The organism is Micromonospora sp. KC721, assembly GCF_004348355.1.
In the GTDB taxonomy this organism is placed as follows: Bacteria; Actinomycetota; Actinomycetes; order Mycobacteriales; family Micromonosporaceae; genus Micromonospora.
In genome coordinates this window covers 1-16,640 of record NZ_SMJY01000136.1, presented here as the reverse complement: position 1 = coordinate 16,640, position 16,640 = coordinate 1, and the positions used below count along the sequence as shown (strand labels likewise).

Below are 16,640 nucleotides of genomic sequence, written 5' to 3'. Positions count from 1 at the left end.
GACGGCGACTGTCCGACGATCTGGCGGCGGGCCTGCTGGCGGGGCTGGCGTACCCGGAGCGGCTCGCCCGGGTGCGCCGGGCCGGCGACTCGTCGTACCTGATGGCGGGCGGGACCGCGGCGGAGCTGGCGGCGGGCACGGCCCTGGCCGGCGTCGACTGGCTCGCCGTCGCGGTGGCGGACCGCTCCCCCGGCGCACCGGCCGCGCGGATCCGGCTGGCCGCCGCGGTGGACGAGGCGACGGCCCGGGAGGCGGGTGGCCCGCTGCTGCGCACACAGCGGGAGGTGCGCTGGGCCGATGGCGACGTGGTGGCCCGCGAGGTGGTCGGGCTGGGCGCGATCGAGCTGGTCAGCCGCCCGCTGGCCCGGCCGGGGCGGGAGCTGCTGGCCGGTGCGCTGCGCGACGGGCTGCGCCGGGAGGGGCTGGCGCTGCTCGACTGGACGCCGGCGGCCCGCGCGCTGCGGCAGCGGCTGGCGTTCTGCCACCGGGCGCTCGGCGGGCAGTGGCCGGACGTGGGCGACGATGCGCTGCTGGCCACCGTCGACGACTGGCTCGGCCCGGAGCTGGCCACCGCCCGCCGCCGGGCCGACCTGGCCCGGGTCGACGTGACGGCGGCGCTGCGCCGGCTGCTGCCGTGGCCGGCGGCGGCCCGCCTGGACGAGCTGGCCCCGGAGCGGATCGAGGTGCCCAGCGGGTCGCGGATCCGGGTGGACTACGCCGACCCGGCCGCGCCGGTGCTGGCGGTGAAGCTTCAGGAGACCTTCGGCTGGGCCGAGGCGCCCCGGATCGCCGACGGTCGGGTGCCGGTACTGCTGCACCTGCTCTCCCCGGCTGGCCGGCCGGTGGCGGTCACCGCGGACCTGGCCTCCTTCTGGCGCGGCGGGTACGCGCAGGTCCGGGCCGAGCTGCGGGGGCGCTACCCACGCCACCCCTGGCCCGAAGACCCGGGTACCGCCACGCCGACCCGGCGCACCACGCCCCGGCGGCGCTGAGACTCACTCGTCGACGACGTCGGCGACGACCACGGTGATGTTGTCCGGGCCGCCGGCGCGCAACGCCAGGTCGACCAGCCGGCGGGTGCAGTGTGCCCGGTCCGGGGTCTCGGCGAGCACCTCGGCGAGGGTGTCCGGGCGGACGACGTTGGAGAGCCCGTCGCTGCACAGCAGCCAGCGATCGCCGGCCCAGGGCACCATGGTCGCGTACGCCGGGGACACCTCCTCGCCCTGCAGCGCCTGGGTGACCACGGCGCGGCGCGGGTGGCTGGCCGCCTCCTCGGGGCTGATCAGCCCCTGGTCGACGAGCATCTGGACGAAGGTGTCGTCCCGGGTGATCTGCTTCAGGGTCCCCTCGCGGAACAGGTAGGCCCGGGAGTCGCCGACGTGCGCCAGGGCCAGGCAGCTGCCGGTGCGGGCGAAGAGCAGGGCGGTCAGGGTGGTGCCCATGCCCTGCCGGTCCCGGTTCTCGGCGACCGCCTGGCGGATCCGCTCCGTGGCCAACTCGATGCCGCTCTGCAGCGCGGCCACCAGGGCGTCCTCGGGGGTCTCCACGTCCAGGGGGGCGATCGCGTCGATGGCGATCCGGCTGGCCAGGTCACCGGCCGCCATCCCGCCCATGCCGTCGGCGACGGCGACGAGCCAGGCACCGGCGTGCAGGGCGTCCTGGTTTCCGCTGCGGATCAGCCCACGGTCGCTCGTCCCGACGGAACGAAGCTTCAGGGTCATGGGAGGCAGCCTGCCAGGCGAAGGGCCGTGTTGTCTCTAGGGGATCGGTACGACGGCGTGTGGCGCGGCGAATGTCACTGCCGCTCGCGTTTCCGCCGACCGAACGGCGTCCAACCTCATCCAGTCCGATCGATTGACAGGGGCGTGACGCACTGGAAACATCGGCTGATGCTGGGAGCGCTCCCAGAACGGGTGTTCTCCGTGCCCCCCACCGCTCTCCGTCCCTCCGGAAAGGAATCCCCCCGTGATCCTGCTCCGACGCCACCGGCGCAACCTCGCGCTGCTGGCCGCGACCACCCTGGCGGTCACCACCGCCGGTGCCGGCGTGGCGCACGCCGAGGTGCCCCCGGACGCGCCCGAACAGATCAGCAACGGCGACTTCAGCGAAGGAATGTCGCCCTGGTTCACCTACGGCACCGGCCCCAGCGGCGTGTCCGACGGCCGGTTCTGCACCACGGTTCCCGGTGGCCTGGCCAACCCGTGGGACGCCGGCATCGGCCACGACGGGGTGAAGCTCAACGCCGGCGCGGAGTACCGGCTCGGCTTCGACATCTCCGCCGACCCGGGCACGACGGTCAAGGCGGTCCTCCAACTCGGCAGTGCCCCCTACACCGCGTACGCCACCGTGTCGGCGACCGCCGGGCCGCAGACCGCCCGGGTGGAGCAGAACGTCACCGTCCCCGACGACAACCCGAACGCCCAGCTGATCTTCCAGGTCGGCGGCGCCGCCGCCGAGCAGCGGGTCTGCCTGGACAACGTCTCGCTGCGCGGCGGCGAGCCGGCCCCGCCGTACGTGCCGAACACCGGGCCGCGGGTCCGGGTCAACCAGGTGGGCTATCTACCCGGCGGGCCGAAGAACGCCACCGTGGTGACCGAGAAGACCGACCCGCTGGACTGGGAGCTGCGCTCCGCCTCGGGCGCGGTGGTGGCCAGCGGTCGCAGCACCCCGCGCGGGGTCGACGAGGCATCCGGGCAGCACGTGCAGACCATCGACTTCTCGGCCCACCGCACGCCCGGCACCGGCTACACCCTCACCGCCGACGGCGAGACCAGCCACCCGTTCGACATCTCCGGCACCGTCTACGACCGGCTGCGCTCCGACGCGCTGCAGTTCTTCTACGCCCAGCGCAGCGGCATCGCCATTGACGGCGACCTGATCGGCGCGGAGTACGCCCGCCCGGCCGGCCACCTCGGCGTGGCCCCCAACCAGGGTGACACCGAGGTGCCGTGCGCGGCCGACAGCTGTGACTACACCCTGGACGTGCGGGGCGGCTGGTACGACGCCGGCGACCACGGCAAGTACGTGGTCAACGGCGGCATCGCCACCTACCAGTTGCTGAACACGTTCGAGCGGACCAAGACCGCGCAGACCGCCGAGGGTGGCGCGGCGCTCGGCGACTCCACCCTGCGGGTGCCCGAGCGCGGCAACGACGTGCCGGACATCCTCGACGAGGCCCGCTGGGAGATCGAGTTCCTGCTGCGTATGCAGGTGCCGGCCGGCAAGCCGCTCGCCGGGATGGCCCACCACAAGATCCACGACCGGGAGTGGACCGGGCTACCGCTGGCTCCCGAGAAGGATCCGCAGCCGCGCGAGCTGCACCCGCCGTCGACCGCGGCCACCCTCAACCTGGCCGCCGTCGCCGCCCAGTGCGCCCGCCTCTTCGCCCCCTACGACGCGGCGTTCGCGGCCCGCTGCGGCACCGCCGCGAAGACCGCCTACGCGGCGGCCAAGGCCAACCCCGCGGTGTACGCCCCGAACAGCGGCGTCGGCGGCGGCCCGTACGACGACACCGACGTCAGCGACGAGTTCTACTGGGCGGCGGCCGAGCTGTACCTGACCTACGGCGACAAGACCCACCTGGCCGACGTGACCGCCTCGAAGCACCACACCGGCGAGGTCTTCGCCGCCAACGGCTTCGGCTGGCGGGACGTCGCGGCGCTGGGCCGGCTCGACCTGGCCACCGTGCCCAGCGGGCTGCCCGCCGCGGAGAAGGCCCGCATCCGCGCCTCGGTGACCGAGGCCGCCGACGCGTACCTGGCGACGCTGCGCGCCCAGGCGTACGGGCTGCCGATGCCCGCGAACGGCTACTTCTGGGGCGCCACCAGCAGCATGATCAACAATGCGGTCGTGCTGGCAACCGCCTTCGACCTGACCCGGAACGCGACGTACCGCGACGGCGCGGTGCAGGCGGCGGACTACCTGTTCGGACGCAACGCGTTGAACATGTCGTACGTGACCGGCTGGGGCGAGCAGCACGCCCGCAACCAACACAGCCGGATCTTCGGCCACCAGCTCGACCCGTCGATGCCGAGGCCACCGGCCGGTTCGCTGGCCGGCGGCCCGAACGCCGATCTTCAGGACCCGTTCGTCGCCCAGTTGCTCAAGGGCTGCAAGCCGATGTTCTGCTACGTCGACGACATCAACTCGTACTCGACCAACGAGGTGGCGATCAACTGGAACTCGGCGCTGGCCTGGCTGGCGTCGTTCCTCGCCGACCAGGGCGACGCCGGGGCGGTGCCGGCGCAGACCTGCGCGGCGACGTACCAGGTCCACGGCAGTTGGCCGGACGGCTTCAACACCCAGGTCACCATCCGCAACACCGGCCCGGAGGCGGTCGACGGCTGGACCGTGCGCTACGCCTTCACCGGTGACCAGGAGGTCGTCCGAGGCTGGTCGGCCCAGGTGAGCCAGGTCGGGGCCACCGTCACGGCGAAGGACCTGTCGTACAACGCGAAGATCGCGCCCGGCGGCAGGGTGACCTTCGGGCTGATCGGCAAGCCCGGTTCCCTGGCCAACCCCGAGCCCAACCTGATCACACTCAACGGCGCGTCCTGCGCCCTGTCCTGAGGTTCCTCCCGCCCGGGGCACCGCGCCCCGGGCGGGAGCCCACCGGCCTGCGGCATGTCGTGCTCTCCCGCAACGGGAGACGGGCATGCCGCGTTCCGCGATCCGTGGCGACGCCCTCCGGTCCAGCCGCGAGCGCGCGCCCAGGTTCTCGTGGCGTGGCCCGCTTGACCTTGACACGGTGAGAAGGTCTTCACTGTGACGAGGAGGTGGTTGCGATGACCAGACCGCAAGAGGACACGAACACGGCGCGAGCTCTGCAGGGGCTGCAGAGCAGCAACTCCTCGGTGCGGCTGCGAGCGGCACTGGCGGTCGGCGCGGCCCCTGACCCGCGGTTCGTCGACACGCTCATCGAGCGATGCGCGACGGAGCCGGACTTCTACGTGCGCGACATGCTGACGTGGGCTCTCACCCGCCACTCGCCTGCAGTCACCGTCCCGAAGCTCGTTGACGAACTCCGCTCCGAGCGCGGCCAGGCCCGAAGCCAGGCGTTGCACACGCTGTCCAAGATCGGGGACCGGCGAGCGTGGCCGGCGGTCACCCGGGCCCTGCTGACCGACGCCGACGAGGAGGTGGCACGGGCCGCCTGGCGAGCAGCGGTCGTCCTCGTGCCCGACGGTGAAGAAGCCGAGTTGGCCGCGGTGTTCGCGACACAGCTCGGGCGCGGTGAGCGTGAGACGCAGTTGAGCCTCAGCCGCGCGCTGATCGCGCTCGGTGAGGTGATCATGCCGGCCCTGAGCGCCGCGGGGACGAGTCCCGACCCTCGCGTGCGCCAGCACGCGATCGCCACAGAGCGACTGTTGCGCGATCCGGATGCCGGATTCGAGTTCGCCATCGAGGAGGCGAAGCGCATCGTAGCCCTCGGCCCGGCCAGCCAGGAGGGATGACCGGCAGTGTTGATCGGCGAGGTGGCACGACGCTCCGGGGTCAGCGCCCGCATGCTCCGGCACTACGACTCGCTCGGCCTGGTACGGCCAACGGGCCGTTCCGACGCCGGCTATCGGGAATACTCCAGTGAGGACATCCAGCGGATCTTCCATATCGAGAGCCTGCGGGCGCTGGGGCTGTCGCTGCGTGACGTCAGGCGCGCGTTGGACGATCCCGGCTTCACGCCCTCAGGGCTCGTCGACGACCTCATCCGCCAGACGCGGGACCGCATCGCGACCGAGACGGAACTGCTCACGCGACTCCGTCGGATCGCTGCCGCGGAACCCGCCGACTGGAAGGACGTCCTCCAGGTCGTCGCCCTGCTCCATGCGCTGGGGTCGGAGAGCGCCGGGAGGCGCCAGCGCGCGGCCCTGTCGTCGGTCGGGGATGTTCCGGTGCCGGTGGAGGCTCTGGTCGAGGCAGCGCTGAACGAGACGGACCCGAACGTCGCCGGAGCCCTTCGATGGGCTTTGCGGCGATCCGGCGAGCACGGGTTGGCGCTGCTGGCGGAGGGCCTCGGCTCACCCGCGACCGAGGTGCGGAAACGTGCCGCCCAATGCATCGCCGAAATTCCGAACGGTGCGGCGACCGCGCTGCTGCGGGACGCCCTCACGAACGCCGACATCGCGGTCCGGCGGTGTGCGGCCCTGGCGCTCGGGGCACGTGGAGTGGCCGACGCGGTCCCGACACTCGTCAACATGATCATCGACGAGTCGAATGACGTCGATGCCGCCGATGCGCTGAGCGCGCTGGCGGATGATCCGGCGTTGGCGGATCAGATCGCTGCCAGAATCGTCGACCGCCTCGCCCAGGACACCGGTGGATCGGCGGTACGTCGGCGGCTGGCACAGGCACTCGCGGGTATCCCGGGGATCACCGCCTCACGCGCCCTGGCAGCTCTCTCCCATGACGAGGACCGGGCCGTTGCGCTCACTGCGACATACATCCGCGGGATACGCAGCACCGGGGACATCGACGACCGGGTTCACCGTTTCGACGCGTGAGCCGTCACACCGGCCGCCGCACGGTGACCCGATCGCCCATGTCCGGGCCCAGTGCCATCTCGGCCGCCAGCACCTCCGCCAGGCCGGGTCGAGCTGCGTCGGTACGCGCGGCGGGGCGCCCGTGTCACGCTGCGGCTGGCACGGACGCCCCGGTCGTGCGGCTGGTGCTCAGGCGGTGGGCAGGCCGCCGACCTGCGTGTTGATCCAGGTACGGATCGACGGCAGGTCGCCGTAGATGGACGGGCCGGTGGCGCAGGTGGAGTTGTTGTTGCCGGCCCGGCTGGTCGCGCCGATCAGGTGCCAGACCCCGTTGATCCGGCGCACCTGCGGGCCGCCCGAGTCGCCGTAGCAGGCGCCCGAGTTGCCGTTGGTGTTGTTGGTGCAGATCTCGTACGTGCCGTCGATGCCCTGGCACCGGTTGTCGGCGACGATCGAGGTGTCGAGTTCGTTGGCGACCGCGGGCGCGGAACCGCACCCGCGCTGCGGGCAGGTCTGACCCCAGCCGATGATCCGGGTGGCCGTACCGACCGCGCCGGAGGTGGTCGGGATCGGGGCCGGGGCGTAGCTGACCGAGTTGGCCAGCTGCAGCAGCTTCACGTCGATCCTGGGGTGGTTGACCGCCCGGATCACTCGGACCACCGTCCCACCACTGGTGCGGTTGTTGCTTCCCACCCGCACCGACGAGGGCGTCGGACAGTGCTCCGCGGTCACCGCCCAGTTGGCCTTGACGAGGGTGCCGGTGCAGCCGGAGACGTAGACCATCCAGGGGTAGTTCTCGCTGGCCGGCCGACCACCGACCACCAACGGGCCGATGTCGGTGCCGGTCCAGGTGTAGGTCGCCGCAGCATCCCGCGCCGCCGCGCTGCCGGCGAAGAGGGCGTTCACCCGGGCCGCCTCGGCGGGGCTCGGGGTGGCGTTGGTGCAGGAGACCGGGGCGCTGCTGCCGGACATCAGATCGGAGCAGAGGCCGGTACGCCGGTCCGGCAGGCCGAGGATGTGGCCGATCTCGTGGGTGGCGATGCGGGTCCGGTCGTACCCCTGGTTGACGGCCTGCCAGCCCATCCAGACCCGGCCGTTGCCCAGGCTGGTCGTCTGCGCGCGGGGCCAGCCCGAGTCGACGTAGATGGTGATGTTGCCCGGGGTGCGGGGGGCGAGCCGGACGTTGCTGACCGAGCTGTTCCAGATGGCGGCGGCCCGGTCGAAGTTGGTGCGGAACTCGCCGGCCCGGCTCGCGTCGTAGTAGACGGTCCGCGGCGCGGCAGAGGCGGCCGTGCCTGCCGTTGCGACCATGCCGGCGGTGGCCACCACGGTCGCGAGCAGGGCCACGGCCATACGCGAGAACTGACGTCGGATCATCCGACCTCCCATCGATCAATGTTTGCTGATATTAAATGCATCGACGCCCATAGGTTTCATAACGGATCCGTCATACGTCGAGCGGGGCAGGCCCGTCCGGGCCTGCCCCGCGACGACGGGCCGGTGGATGCGGCGTCAGCCGCGCTGTCAGCGCCAGGCGATGTCCGAGTCCCGGTAGAGGCAGTGCTTGCCGTCCGGGCCGGAACCCAGCTCCTTCGGCTCGCTGCCCTTCTTCACGCCCTGGAAGCGGGTACAGATCTTGGTCTTCCTGCCGCTGTCCCCGACGACCGTGATGTTCGAGAACCGGGCGGTGTCACCCCAGTTGGAGTTGATGCCCACGAGCGTCTTGACCTTCGTGGCGGTCACGTTCTGGAGCACCACGTGCCGCTGGTGCGAGGTGGAGCAGTTGCCGCAGGCCCGGTAGAGCTTTCCGGAGTTCTCCACCCGGAAGTTTCGGATGGTCACCGTGCCCGCACCGTTGTGCTGGAAGACCTTGTCCGAGCCGGAGCGGGCACCGCCACCGTCCACCGTGTAGCTGCTGCCGCCGTTGAACGTGGCCGCATCCTCACCCACGTCCTCCCACCAGACGTTGATCAGGGTGCAGTTGCCCTTGCAGTGCACGCCGTCTCCGGCCGGGGCTCCGATGATCACGTTCCGCAGGGTCGCTCCGGGGGCCAGCTCGAACATCGGGTCCTGCTTCTCGCTCTGCCCGCCGTCGCCGATGCCGTAGTAGCGCTTCATCCCGCCGTCGAGACCACTGCTGGGAACGGGAACGGTGGCGTTGACCTTCACACTGCCGGACGGCGACGGCCAGTTCGCCAGGGTGGTCACCGGCGTGGCGGCGGCCGGCGCGGCAGCCACGTCCGACGCCGCGGGCGCGGCGACGGCGGCCGGCCCGAAGCCCGCGACGAGGGTTGCGGCGAGCACGGCGCCGACGGCTCCGCGTCCGACTCGGGTACGGTTCGGTGTTTTACGCACGGAATCTCCTCCTCGTGCCAGGATGGACCGGAACGGCGCGTGGTCGGCCGGTTGCACGGCCGGGGACGGTACGCACCGCTCCACCGGGAGGGTGGGGGGTTGCCGGAACTTCCTCCCGAGGAAAGGGCTTTCCCGCGACGAAGTTAGCCCCATCGATAGATGGATGTCAACGCCTTGGAGCTCCTCGGCCACGATTAGAAGCAGCCCCGATCCCCGGTGCTCGCCCTGCCGGATCCGCTGATTCTGCCCGGAGCGTCGTACGCTGGCCGGATGTTTGGATCATCCCCTCGCCATCGGGCGGCTGTGGTGGATGTCCTGCTGTGGTTGGCGTTGTTCGCGGGGGTTGTCGCGGATTCGGCGCCGCAGTGGTGTCAGGTCGCCGCCGGCGTTGCGTGGTCGGGTCTCGTGGTCGTCACGGGCCGGCGGTGGCCGGGTTGTGCGCTGCTGGTCGGTGCCGCGGCGAATCTGGTCCAGCTTTGGGAACCGTCCGAGTCAGACGTGTGGCCGGTGCTGGTGTCCGCTGTGGCGGGACTGTCGGCGGGCCGGCGGGTAAGCACCACAGTCCCGGCCGCAGCGGTCTTTTCGGTCGTCGCCGTGGTGGGGTTGACGATCGCGGCAGCGATGGACGAGATCTGGGGCTGGTTCGATGTCGCCGTTTCGCTGTTGTTCTTCGGCGTGTTGCCGTGGCTGGCTGGGCGGTACCGCCAACTGCGCGCGCTGCTGGCGGCGGCCGGTTGGCAACGCGCCGAGCAGCTTGAGCGGGAGCGGTCGCTGGTGGCTCGGGAGGCCCGGTTGGTTGAGCGGACGCGAATCGCCCGGGACATGCACGACTCGCTCGGTCACGAGCTGAGTCTGATCGCGATGCGCGCGGGTGCGCTGGAGCTGGATCGTGGCCTGACCGAGCCACACCGCAGCGTGCTCGGTGAGCTGCGGGCGGCTTCGGTCGAGGCCACCGAGCGACTGCGGGAGATTGTCGGCGTGCTGCGTGACGAGACTAGCGCGGCACCGGTCGAGCCCGCGGGGGAAACCGTCGCGGAGCTGGTCGCGCGTTCGCGGGCGTCCGGGGTGTGGGTTGAGCTGGTCACCACCGGCGTGGCCGCCTCCGTGCCGGTGACTGTGGACCGGACAGCGCACCGAGTGGTGCAGGAGGCGCTGACCAACGCTGTGAAGCATGCGCCTGGAGCGCGGGTCACGGTGCGGTTGATGTACGGTGCGGCAGCCTTGACCGTCACGGTTACCAACGGCCGGCCGAGCGTCGGTGCGTCGCCGGCCGCAGTCGGTGGCGGGCAGGGCCTGCCCGGGCTGCGGGAGCGGGCTCGGCTGGTCGGTGGGGCACTGCGTGCGGGCCACCGGGACGGCGGTTACGAGGTGGTAGCGGAACTGCCGTACGCCGGCGTCCCGATCGGCCGTGGCGCCGACGAGGGCGAAGGATCGGACTCCACGCGGCACCTGTCGCAGGTGCGCAGGGCTGCCCGTCGTGGCATGGCGGTCGCGGTCGCCGTGCCCGGCTCGATCGGGATGGTGGTGCTGGTGTTGATGTTCGGTATACGCGGGTACGAGGTCACGCACTCCTTCCTCGCACCTGCCGCCTACGACGCGCTGCGCGTTGGCCAGCAGCGGCCGGGCATCGCCGGCCAGCTGCCACCGCAGCAGGTCGATGGACGGCCCGATGTGCCGGAGCCGCCCGTGCCGGCGGGCGCCCGGTGCGAGTATTACCGGGTGACGCAGGACCTGTTCGGTGGACCGATCGACGTGTACCGGCTGTGTTTCGTTGACGGGCGGCTGATCGACAAAACGGTGGTTGCCGGGACGGTGCGATGATCACGGTGTTGATCGCCGATGACGAGCCGATGATCCGGGCCGGAGCGCGGGCAATCCTGGCGTCCGACGACGGGATCGAGGTCGTCGCCGAGGCCGGCGACGGTCGGACGGCCATCGAGTTGGCCCACTGGCACCAGCCCAACGTCGTGCTGCTGGACATCCGGATGACCGGGATGGACGGGCTCACCGCCGCGGAGGAGCTGCGCCGCGTGGTGCCGGAGACGGCGGTGGCCATGCTCACCACGTTCGACGAGGAGGACTACGTGGCCCGGGCGCTGGCAGCGGGCGCGAGTGGCTTTCTGCTGAAGGCGGCCGACCCTCGGGACCTGGTCGCGGGCGTCCGCGCGGTCGCGGCCGGTGCGGCGTACCTGTCGCCGAAGGTGGCGCGGCGCATCCTCACCGAGGCCAGCGCGGGATCGTTGACCCGTGGCGCCGCCCGTGACCGGGTCACCGGCCTGACCCAGCGCGAGCGTGAGGTGCTCGCGCTGCTCGGCGCCGGCCTGTCCAACCTAGAGATTTCGCAGCGACTCTTTCTCGTCGAGGGGACCGTGAAGAGCTACGTCAGCACGATCCTGTCCCGGCTGCAGGTGAGAAATCGGGTGCAGGCCGCCATCGTCGCCCACGAGGCCGGCCTGGTTGACAACGACTTCGGAGGCTGAGTAGGACCTCCTGCCACGGTGCAGCCACCGGCCGACCTCCACCAGCACCGTGACGCTGGCCGCGAGCCCCAGCCCGAAGAGCAAACCCTTGACCTTGTCGTGCTCGAACGCGGCGCCGCCGAGATACCCGACCAGCGCCGAGTACACGCCCCACGATCCGGCGGCGAGCGCGGCGAACAGCGCGAAGCTCCGCCGGGGGTACGCCACCGCGCCGGTGGTCATTGTCGCCACGGTCCGCCCGCCGGGAATGTAACGGGCGACGACGAGCAGCAGCCCACCGCGCACGGCGAGGGCGTTCGCCGCCCAGTCGAAGGCGGCCCGGCGGCGACCCCCCGGCCGGAGCCGGTGCACCATGCCCGCGCCGGCCCGGCGGCCGATCTGGTAGGAGATGTGGTCGCCGACGAACGCGCCGAGCGCGGCCACCACGATGACCGCGACCAGGTCGGGTGCGCCGCTGGCGGCGAACACCCCGGCGGTGATCACCATCGTCTCCGCCGGCACGACCGGGAAGAATCCATCGAGCACGGCGATGGCGAACAACGCGAGATAGACCCAGGGCGAGGTGATCGCCGACTCCAGCATTTCGATCATGCGTTGGACGCTACAAAGCTCGGCAGGCCGTCCGCAGTGCACGAAGGATGTCCATCGGCCCTGAGAATCCTCAGGGTCGGCTCGATGACGATCGCCAGATCCGGCCGGGCGGCGATACGGGTGAGGCTTGCGGCATGCGCACACATTCCCGACGGTGGCTGCTCGGCGGCGCCGCGGCTGCGGTCTCGGCCGTAATCGCGTTAGCGATGCCGGCGGCGATCGGACAGACCGCACCGGCATCGACGCCGCCATCGAGCACACCACTACGACTCAGCCTGCCCGCGCCCACCGGCCCGTACCCGGTCGGCGCCACCGAACTTCACCTCGTCGACCGCGACCGGACCGACCCGTGGGTGAGCAGCCGGCCACGCGAACTCATGGCCACCGTGTGGTACCCGTCCCGGCCGGCGGGCCGCGAACCACTGGCTCCATACCTGCCACCCCTCGCGGCGAAGCTGTACGACAAGGACCTCGCCGCGACGCTCGGCATCGACGCCGGCCAGGTCAACTGGGCGGGCCTGACCACCCATGCCCGCACCGGGGCTCCGGCGCTCGCCAACCACAGTGGTTTTCCAGTCGTCATGTACTCGCCCGGCGCCGCACGGTTCCGCGCCGAGGGCACGATCCTCGTCGAGGAGCTGGCCAGCCGCGGATACGTGGTGGTGACGGTCGACCACACCTACGAGACGCTCGGCGTGGAGTTCCCCGGTGGGCGCCTGGAGACCCAACGCCTACCCGACCTGGCACCCACCGAGGTGGGCCGCACAATGATCCGCGCTCGCGTGCAGGACACCCGGTTCGTCCTCGACCAACTCGCCGTCCTCGCCGCCGGTGGTAACCCCGACGCGGGCAGGCGGCGGCTGCCACGTGGCCTCGGCGCGGCGCTCGACCTGTCGCGTGCCGGCATGTTCGGGCACTCCGGCGGCGGCTTCACCGCAGCCGAGGCGATGCTCGTCGACCGGCGGCTGGACGCCGGAGCCAATCTGGACGGCAGCATGGCATACCGCATCAGCAACAGCGATTTCGGGGACGTGGTCACCCGCGGGTTGGACCGTCCCTTCCTGCTGATGGGCGCCGGCCTCAGCGGCGGTAAGCCACACACCCACCTCGAAGCCGTGGAGTGGCGGACGTTCTGGGCAAACTCGACCGGCTGGAAACTCGACCTGTACGTCCCGGACGGTGAGCACTTCAGCTTCACCGACCACCAGGCGCTGCTGCCCCAACTCGACGCGGTGTTCACGCTGCGCGAAGGTGTGGTGGCCGGCTCGATCGGCACCGTCAACCCGAGGCGGATCATCCAGTCACAAAGCGCCTACGTCGCCGCGTTCTTCGACCAGCACCTGCGTGATCGCGCCCAGCCGCTGCTCGGCGGCCCATCACCGAAACACCCGGACATCACCTTCATTCGTTGATCAAAGATCGCACCAGAACACCGGTGGCCTGCGGTCGCCGGGGCCGCCGCTCAATTTCGGCGGCCCCGGCTATCGTCGCGTACGCAATACCTTCCGCCACTTCGCGCGCACATCGGCTACCACCGGGCGTTCGCCCTACCCCGGCACCTGACACGCAACGTGACGCTCGTCCGGCGGCCATGAGCGGACACCTGATCAAGCAGTGTCGGCGACGGCACGCGACCACGGGACGACCAGCCGATGGATCCTGCGCGACGGTGTTGTTTGCCACGAAGACGAGCCGCTTTCGCCGCTACGCCATCCCTGTCGGCTCACGCAGCCCGACCCCCCGATCGAAAAGGGCAGTCACTGTAGCGGAAGCAGGCTCAGGCCACCGTACGCAGCTTGGGCAGCACCTCGGCGCCGAACGTGTCGATGAACCCGCGCTGCTGCTGCCCCACGTGATGCAGCGCGATCTGGTCGAAGCCCAGCGCCACGTACTCCTCCAGCCAGCCGACGTGCCGGCCCAGATCGGCCGAGACGTTGACCACCTCGGCGACCTGCGCCATCGGCACCTGCTCACTGACCACGTCGAAGTGCTCGGGGGTCTCCAGATCCCAGCAGACCGGCGGGGCGAAGACGTTGCTGCGCCACTGCTCGTACGCGATCGCCTCAGCCTCGGCCTGCTCGGGCGCCCAACTGAGGTGCACCTGCAGATGAAGCGGCCCGCGACCGCCCGCCCCCCGGTACGCGTCGATCACCTGCCGCAGGTGCTCCACCGGCGCGTTGACCGTGATCAGGCCGTCGGCCCACTCGGCGCACCACCTCGCGGTCGGCACGCTCACCGCCGCGCCGATCAGCGCCGGCGGCTGCTCCGGGCAGGTCCACAGCCGCGCCCGGTCCACCCGGACCAGGCCGTCGTGGCTGACCTCCTCACCGGCCAGCAGCGCACGGATGACGTCGACGCACTCCCGCAGCCGGGCGTTGCGCACGTCCTTACGCGGCCAGACGTCGCCGGTGATGTGCTCGTTGCTCGCCTCGCCGGAGCCGAGCGCGGCCCAGAATCGGCCCGGGTACATCGCGGCGAGGGTGCCGATCGCCTGCGCGATGATCGCCGGGTGGTAGCGCTGGCCCGGGGCGTTGACCACCCCGAACGGCAGGTTCGTCGCCTGGAGCGCCGCACCCAGCCAGGACCAGGCGAACCCGGAGTGCCCCTGGCGCCGGCTCCACGGCGAGAAGTGGTCCGAGGACATCGCCGCCCCGAACCCGGCCCGCTCCGCGTGGATCACCGCGTCCAGCAGCTTGCGCGGGTGGATCTGCTCGTGGGAGGCGTGGAAACCGAACACCGTCATGGGCAGCCTTCCTACCCATGACGGCGTCCGGTCAATCGCTACTCGGCGTGCGCGCCGGTCCCGGCCGGGGCGGCCCCCTGCCCCACCCACACGGTCTTGGTGTTGCAGAACTCGCGCATCCCGACGGCCGACAGTTCGCGCCCGTACCCGGAGTTCTTCACCCCGCCGAAGGGCAGCTCCGGGTACGAGGTGGTCATCCCGTTGATGAAGACGTTGCCGGCCTCCAGGTCGGTGGCGAAGCGCTCCTGCTCGGCCGGGTCGCCGGTCCAGGCGTTGGCGCCCAGACCGAAGGCGGTGCCGTTGGCCACCTCGACGGCCTCGTCGTATGAGGAGACCCGGTAGAGGCCGGCGACCGGCCCGAAGACCTCCTCGGACCACATCCGCATCTGCGGGGTCAGGTCGGTGACCACCGTCGGCGGGTAGAACCAGCCGTCGCCGTCGGACTGCTGCCCGCCACAGAGCACCGTGGCGCCGTGCTCCACCGCGTCGCGCACCTGGGCGTGGACCTCGTCCCGACCGCGCTCGCTGGCCAGCGGGCCGACGTCGGTCTTCTCGTCCATCGGGTCGCCGACCCGCAGCGCGGACATGTGCGCGACGAACCGTTCGACGAAGGCGTCGAACACGTCGGTGTGGACGATGAACCGCTTCGCGGCGATGCAGGACTGGCCGTTGTTCTGGCAGCGCGCGGTGGTGGCCACCTCGGCCGCCCGGTCCAGGTCGGCCGAGGGCATCACCACGAAGGGGTCGCTGCCGCCAAGTTCCAGCACGGTCTTCTTCAGCTCCCGGCCGGCGATCTGGGCGATGGACCGGCCCGCCTGCTCGCTGCCGGTGAGGGTGGCGGCGCGGACCCGGGGATCGGTCAGGACGCGCCCGACGGCGTCCGAACCGACCAGCAGAGTGGTGAAGGCACCCTCCGGGAAACCGGCCCGGCGGAACAGGTCCTCCAGGTATAGGGCGGTCTGCGGCACGTTGGAGGCGTGCTTGAGCAGTCCGGTGTTGCCGGCCATCAAGGCCGGCGCGGCGAACCGCGTCACCTGCCAGAGGGGGAAGTTCCACGGCATCACCGCCAGTACCGGGCCGAGCGGCTGATACCGGACGAACGCCCGCTTCGCGGCAACCGCCTCGGCGTCGGCCGGCTCGTCGGCGAGCATCCGCTCGGCGTGTGCGGCGTAGAAGCGGCAGGCGTTGGCACACTTGGTCACCTCGGCCCTGGCCGCCGCGTACGTCTTGCCCATCTCGGTGGTGATCAGCCGGGCGGTGGCGTCGCGGTCGGCGTCGAGCAGGTCGGCGGCAGCGGTCAGCCACCGCCCCCGCTGGGCGATCGTGGTGCCGCGTAGCTGCTGGAAGGCAAGGTGGGTCCGCTCGATGGCGGCGTCGATCTGCTCGTCGGACATCGGGTCGTACGACTTGAGGGTCCGCCCGGTGGCGGGGTTGGTGGTGGCGATGGCCATTCGTGCTCCTGTCACTCGAAGAGTGAGTGCCGCACGCCCGGCTCCTCGCGGTGGCGGGCGGCCCGGCGGCGCTGGATGACGACCAGGTCGACCACGGCTACCACGGCGAGGAGGGCACAGACCACGCCCAGCCAGGCGACGTCGGCGCGGAACGCCAACACCGCGAAGACGGTCATGCTGACCAGCCCGAACAGGGCCAGCACGGCCCGCGTGTTCAACGCGCTGTAGGCGTGGCCGACCGTGCCGCGGGCACGCCGGGGCTGCGATCTCGTCATTCCCTCGGGCTACCCCGGGACGGAGGGGACTAACCGGCCGAACCTTACGTGCAGACCCGCGCAGGCAGCTAGCAGATAGATGTTTCCACATGTCGTATCTGCCGGGTAACCGACCCGAGGCAACCACCCCACCCCACCGACCCCCTACAGTCACCATGTCGTCACCGCGAGCCGTCGGAGCGGGGGAAGACATGCCACGCCGCTGGGTCGCCGCCGTCGCCTGCCTGCTGGCGTTGGTCGGCCTCGCCTGCGAGGAGGGCGGCCCGGGC

13 protein-coding genes and 1 pseudogene are annotated in these 16,640 nt (G+C 71.3%); 7 read left to right on the top strand and 7 right to left on the bottom strand.

All coding sequences use genetic code 11. The features are described from left to right. Nucleotides 1-992: ATP-dependent helicase C-terminal domain-containing protein (locus tag E1182_RS21235; protein ID WP_305792135.1), on the top strand; the 992-nt coding region annotated here is incomplete at its 5' end. A 3-nt stretch (nt 993-995) separates the two neighbouring features. On the opposite strand, the gene E1182_RS21230 is transcribed toward E1182_RS21235, so the two are convergent. Continuing rightward, nucleotides 996-1,721, bottom strand: coding sequence for a PP2C family serine/threonine-protein phosphatase (locus tag E1182_RS21230; protein WP_132268075.1), 726 nt, complete (start codon nt 1,719-1,721; stop codon nt 996-998). 244 nt (nt 1,722-1,965) lie between these two features. Here E1182_RS21230 and E1182_RS21225 point away from each other — a divergent pair, with 244 nt between their 5' ends. The 3 genes from E1182_RS21225 (at nt 1,966) to E1182_RS21215 (ending at nt 6,497) form a co-directional block, all read left to right on the top strand. Beyond that, nucleotides 1,966-4,569: a glycoside hydrolase family 9 protein gene (locus tag E1182_RS21225; protein ID WP_243706344.1), complete on the top strand. Its 2,604-nt coding sequence runs from the start codon at nt 1,966-1,968 to the stop codon at nt 4,567-4,569. 215 nt (nt 4,570-4,784) lie between these two features. Further along, complete coding sequence (locus E1182_RS21220; RefSeq protein WP_132268077.1) at nt 4,785-5,453, top strand: HEAT repeat domain-containing protein; 669 nt, start codon at nt 4,785-4,787, stop codon at nt 5,451-5,453. Nucleotides 5,454-5,459: 6 nt separating this feature from the next. Then, the gene (locus E1182_RS21215) at nt 5,460-6,497 is read left to right on the top strand and encodes a MerR family transcriptional regulator (protein ID WP_132268073.1); all 1,038 of its coding nucleotides are present in this window, start codon (nt 5,460-5,462) and stop codon (nt 6,495-6,497) included. 168 nt (nt 6,498-6,665) lie between these two features. Here the strand turns inward: E1182_RS21215 and E1182_RS21210 are convergent, their stop codons facing one another. Both E1182_RS21210 and E1182_RS21205 read right to left on the bottom strand, forming a co-directional pair. Then, nucleotides 6,666-7,787 carry a snapalysin family zinc-dependent metalloprotease gene (locus E1182_RS21210; protein ID WP_256370847.1) on the bottom strand — a complete coding sequence of 374 codons (1,122 nt, stop codon included), beginning with the start codon at nt 7,785-7,787 and terminating at the stop codon, nt 6,666-6,668. 213 nt (nt 7,788-8,000) lie between these two features. Continuing rightward, nucleotides 8,001-8,831 carry a pectate lyase gene (locus tag E1182_RS21205; protein ID WP_243706343.1) on the bottom strand — a complete coding sequence of 277 codons (831 nt, stop codon included), beginning with the start codon at nt 8,829-8,831 and terminating at the stop codon, nt 8,001-8,003. Nucleotides 8,832-9,425: 594 nt separating this feature from the next. On the opposite strand from E1182_RS21205, the gene E1182_RS21200 reads away from it, so the two are divergent. Both E1182_RS21200 and E1182_RS21195 read left to right on the top strand, forming a co-directional pair. Further along, nucleotides 9,426-10,652 (top strand): histidine kinase, encoded by a 1,227-nt coding sequence (locus tag E1182_RS21200; RefSeq protein ID WP_165942677.1) that lies wholly within the window; start codon nt 9,426-9,428, stop codon nt 10,650-10,652. Further along, a complete protein-coding gene (locus E1182_RS21195) occupies nt 10,649-11,311 on the top strand; it encodes a response regulator transcription factor (RefSeq protein WP_132268063.1) in 663 nt (220 codons plus the stop codon). Before E1182_RS21200 ends, E1182_RS21195 begins: the two co-directional genes overlap by 4 nt. Here E1182_RS21195 and E1182_RS21190 read toward each other — a convergent pair. Continuing rightward, nucleotides 11,306-11,902, bottom strand: a pseudogene (locus E1182_RS21190) (DedA family protein); the annotation flags it as partial. The gene E1182_RS21195 and the pseudogene E1182_RS21190 sit on opposite strands and share 6 nt — an antisense overlap. 134 nt (nt 11,903-12,036) lie before the next feature. On the opposite strand from E1182_RS21190, the gene E1182_RS21185 reads away from it, so the two are divergent. Beyond that, entirely contained in the window at nt 12,037-13,314 is a 1,278-nt protein-coding gene (locus E1182_RS21185; RefSeq protein WP_132268060.1) for a lipase, read from the top strand. A gap of 365 nt (nt 13,315-13,679) precedes the next feature. Here E1182_RS21185 and E1182_RS21180 read toward each other — a convergent pair whose 3' ends face one another. The 3 genes from E1182_RS21180 to E1182_RS21170 are packed head-to-tail and all read right to left on the bottom strand — an operon-like array spanning nt 13,680 to nt 16,371. After that, a complete protein-coding gene (locus E1182_RS21180; RefSeq protein WP_132268058.1) occupies nt 13,680-14,645 on the bottom strand; it encodes a TIGR03885 family FMN-dependent LLM class oxidoreductase in 966 nt (321 codons plus the stop codon). Between the two features lie 38 nt (nt 14,646-14,683). Further along, nucleotides 14,684-16,096, bottom strand: a complete 1,413-nt coding sequence (locus E1182_RS21175; RefSeq protein WP_132268056.1) for an NADP-dependent succinic semialdehyde dehydrogenase — start codon at nt 16,094-16,096, stop codon at nt 14,684-14,686. Between the two features lie 11 nt (nt 16,097-16,107). After that, the gene (locus E1182_RS21170) at nt 16,108-16,371 is read right to left on the bottom strand and encodes a DUF6343 family protein (RefSeq protein ID WP_132268054.1); all 264 of its coding nucleotides are present in this window, start codon (nt 16,369-16,371) and stop codon (nt 16,108-16,110) included. Nucleotides 16,372-16,640 lie beyond the last annotated feature (269 nt).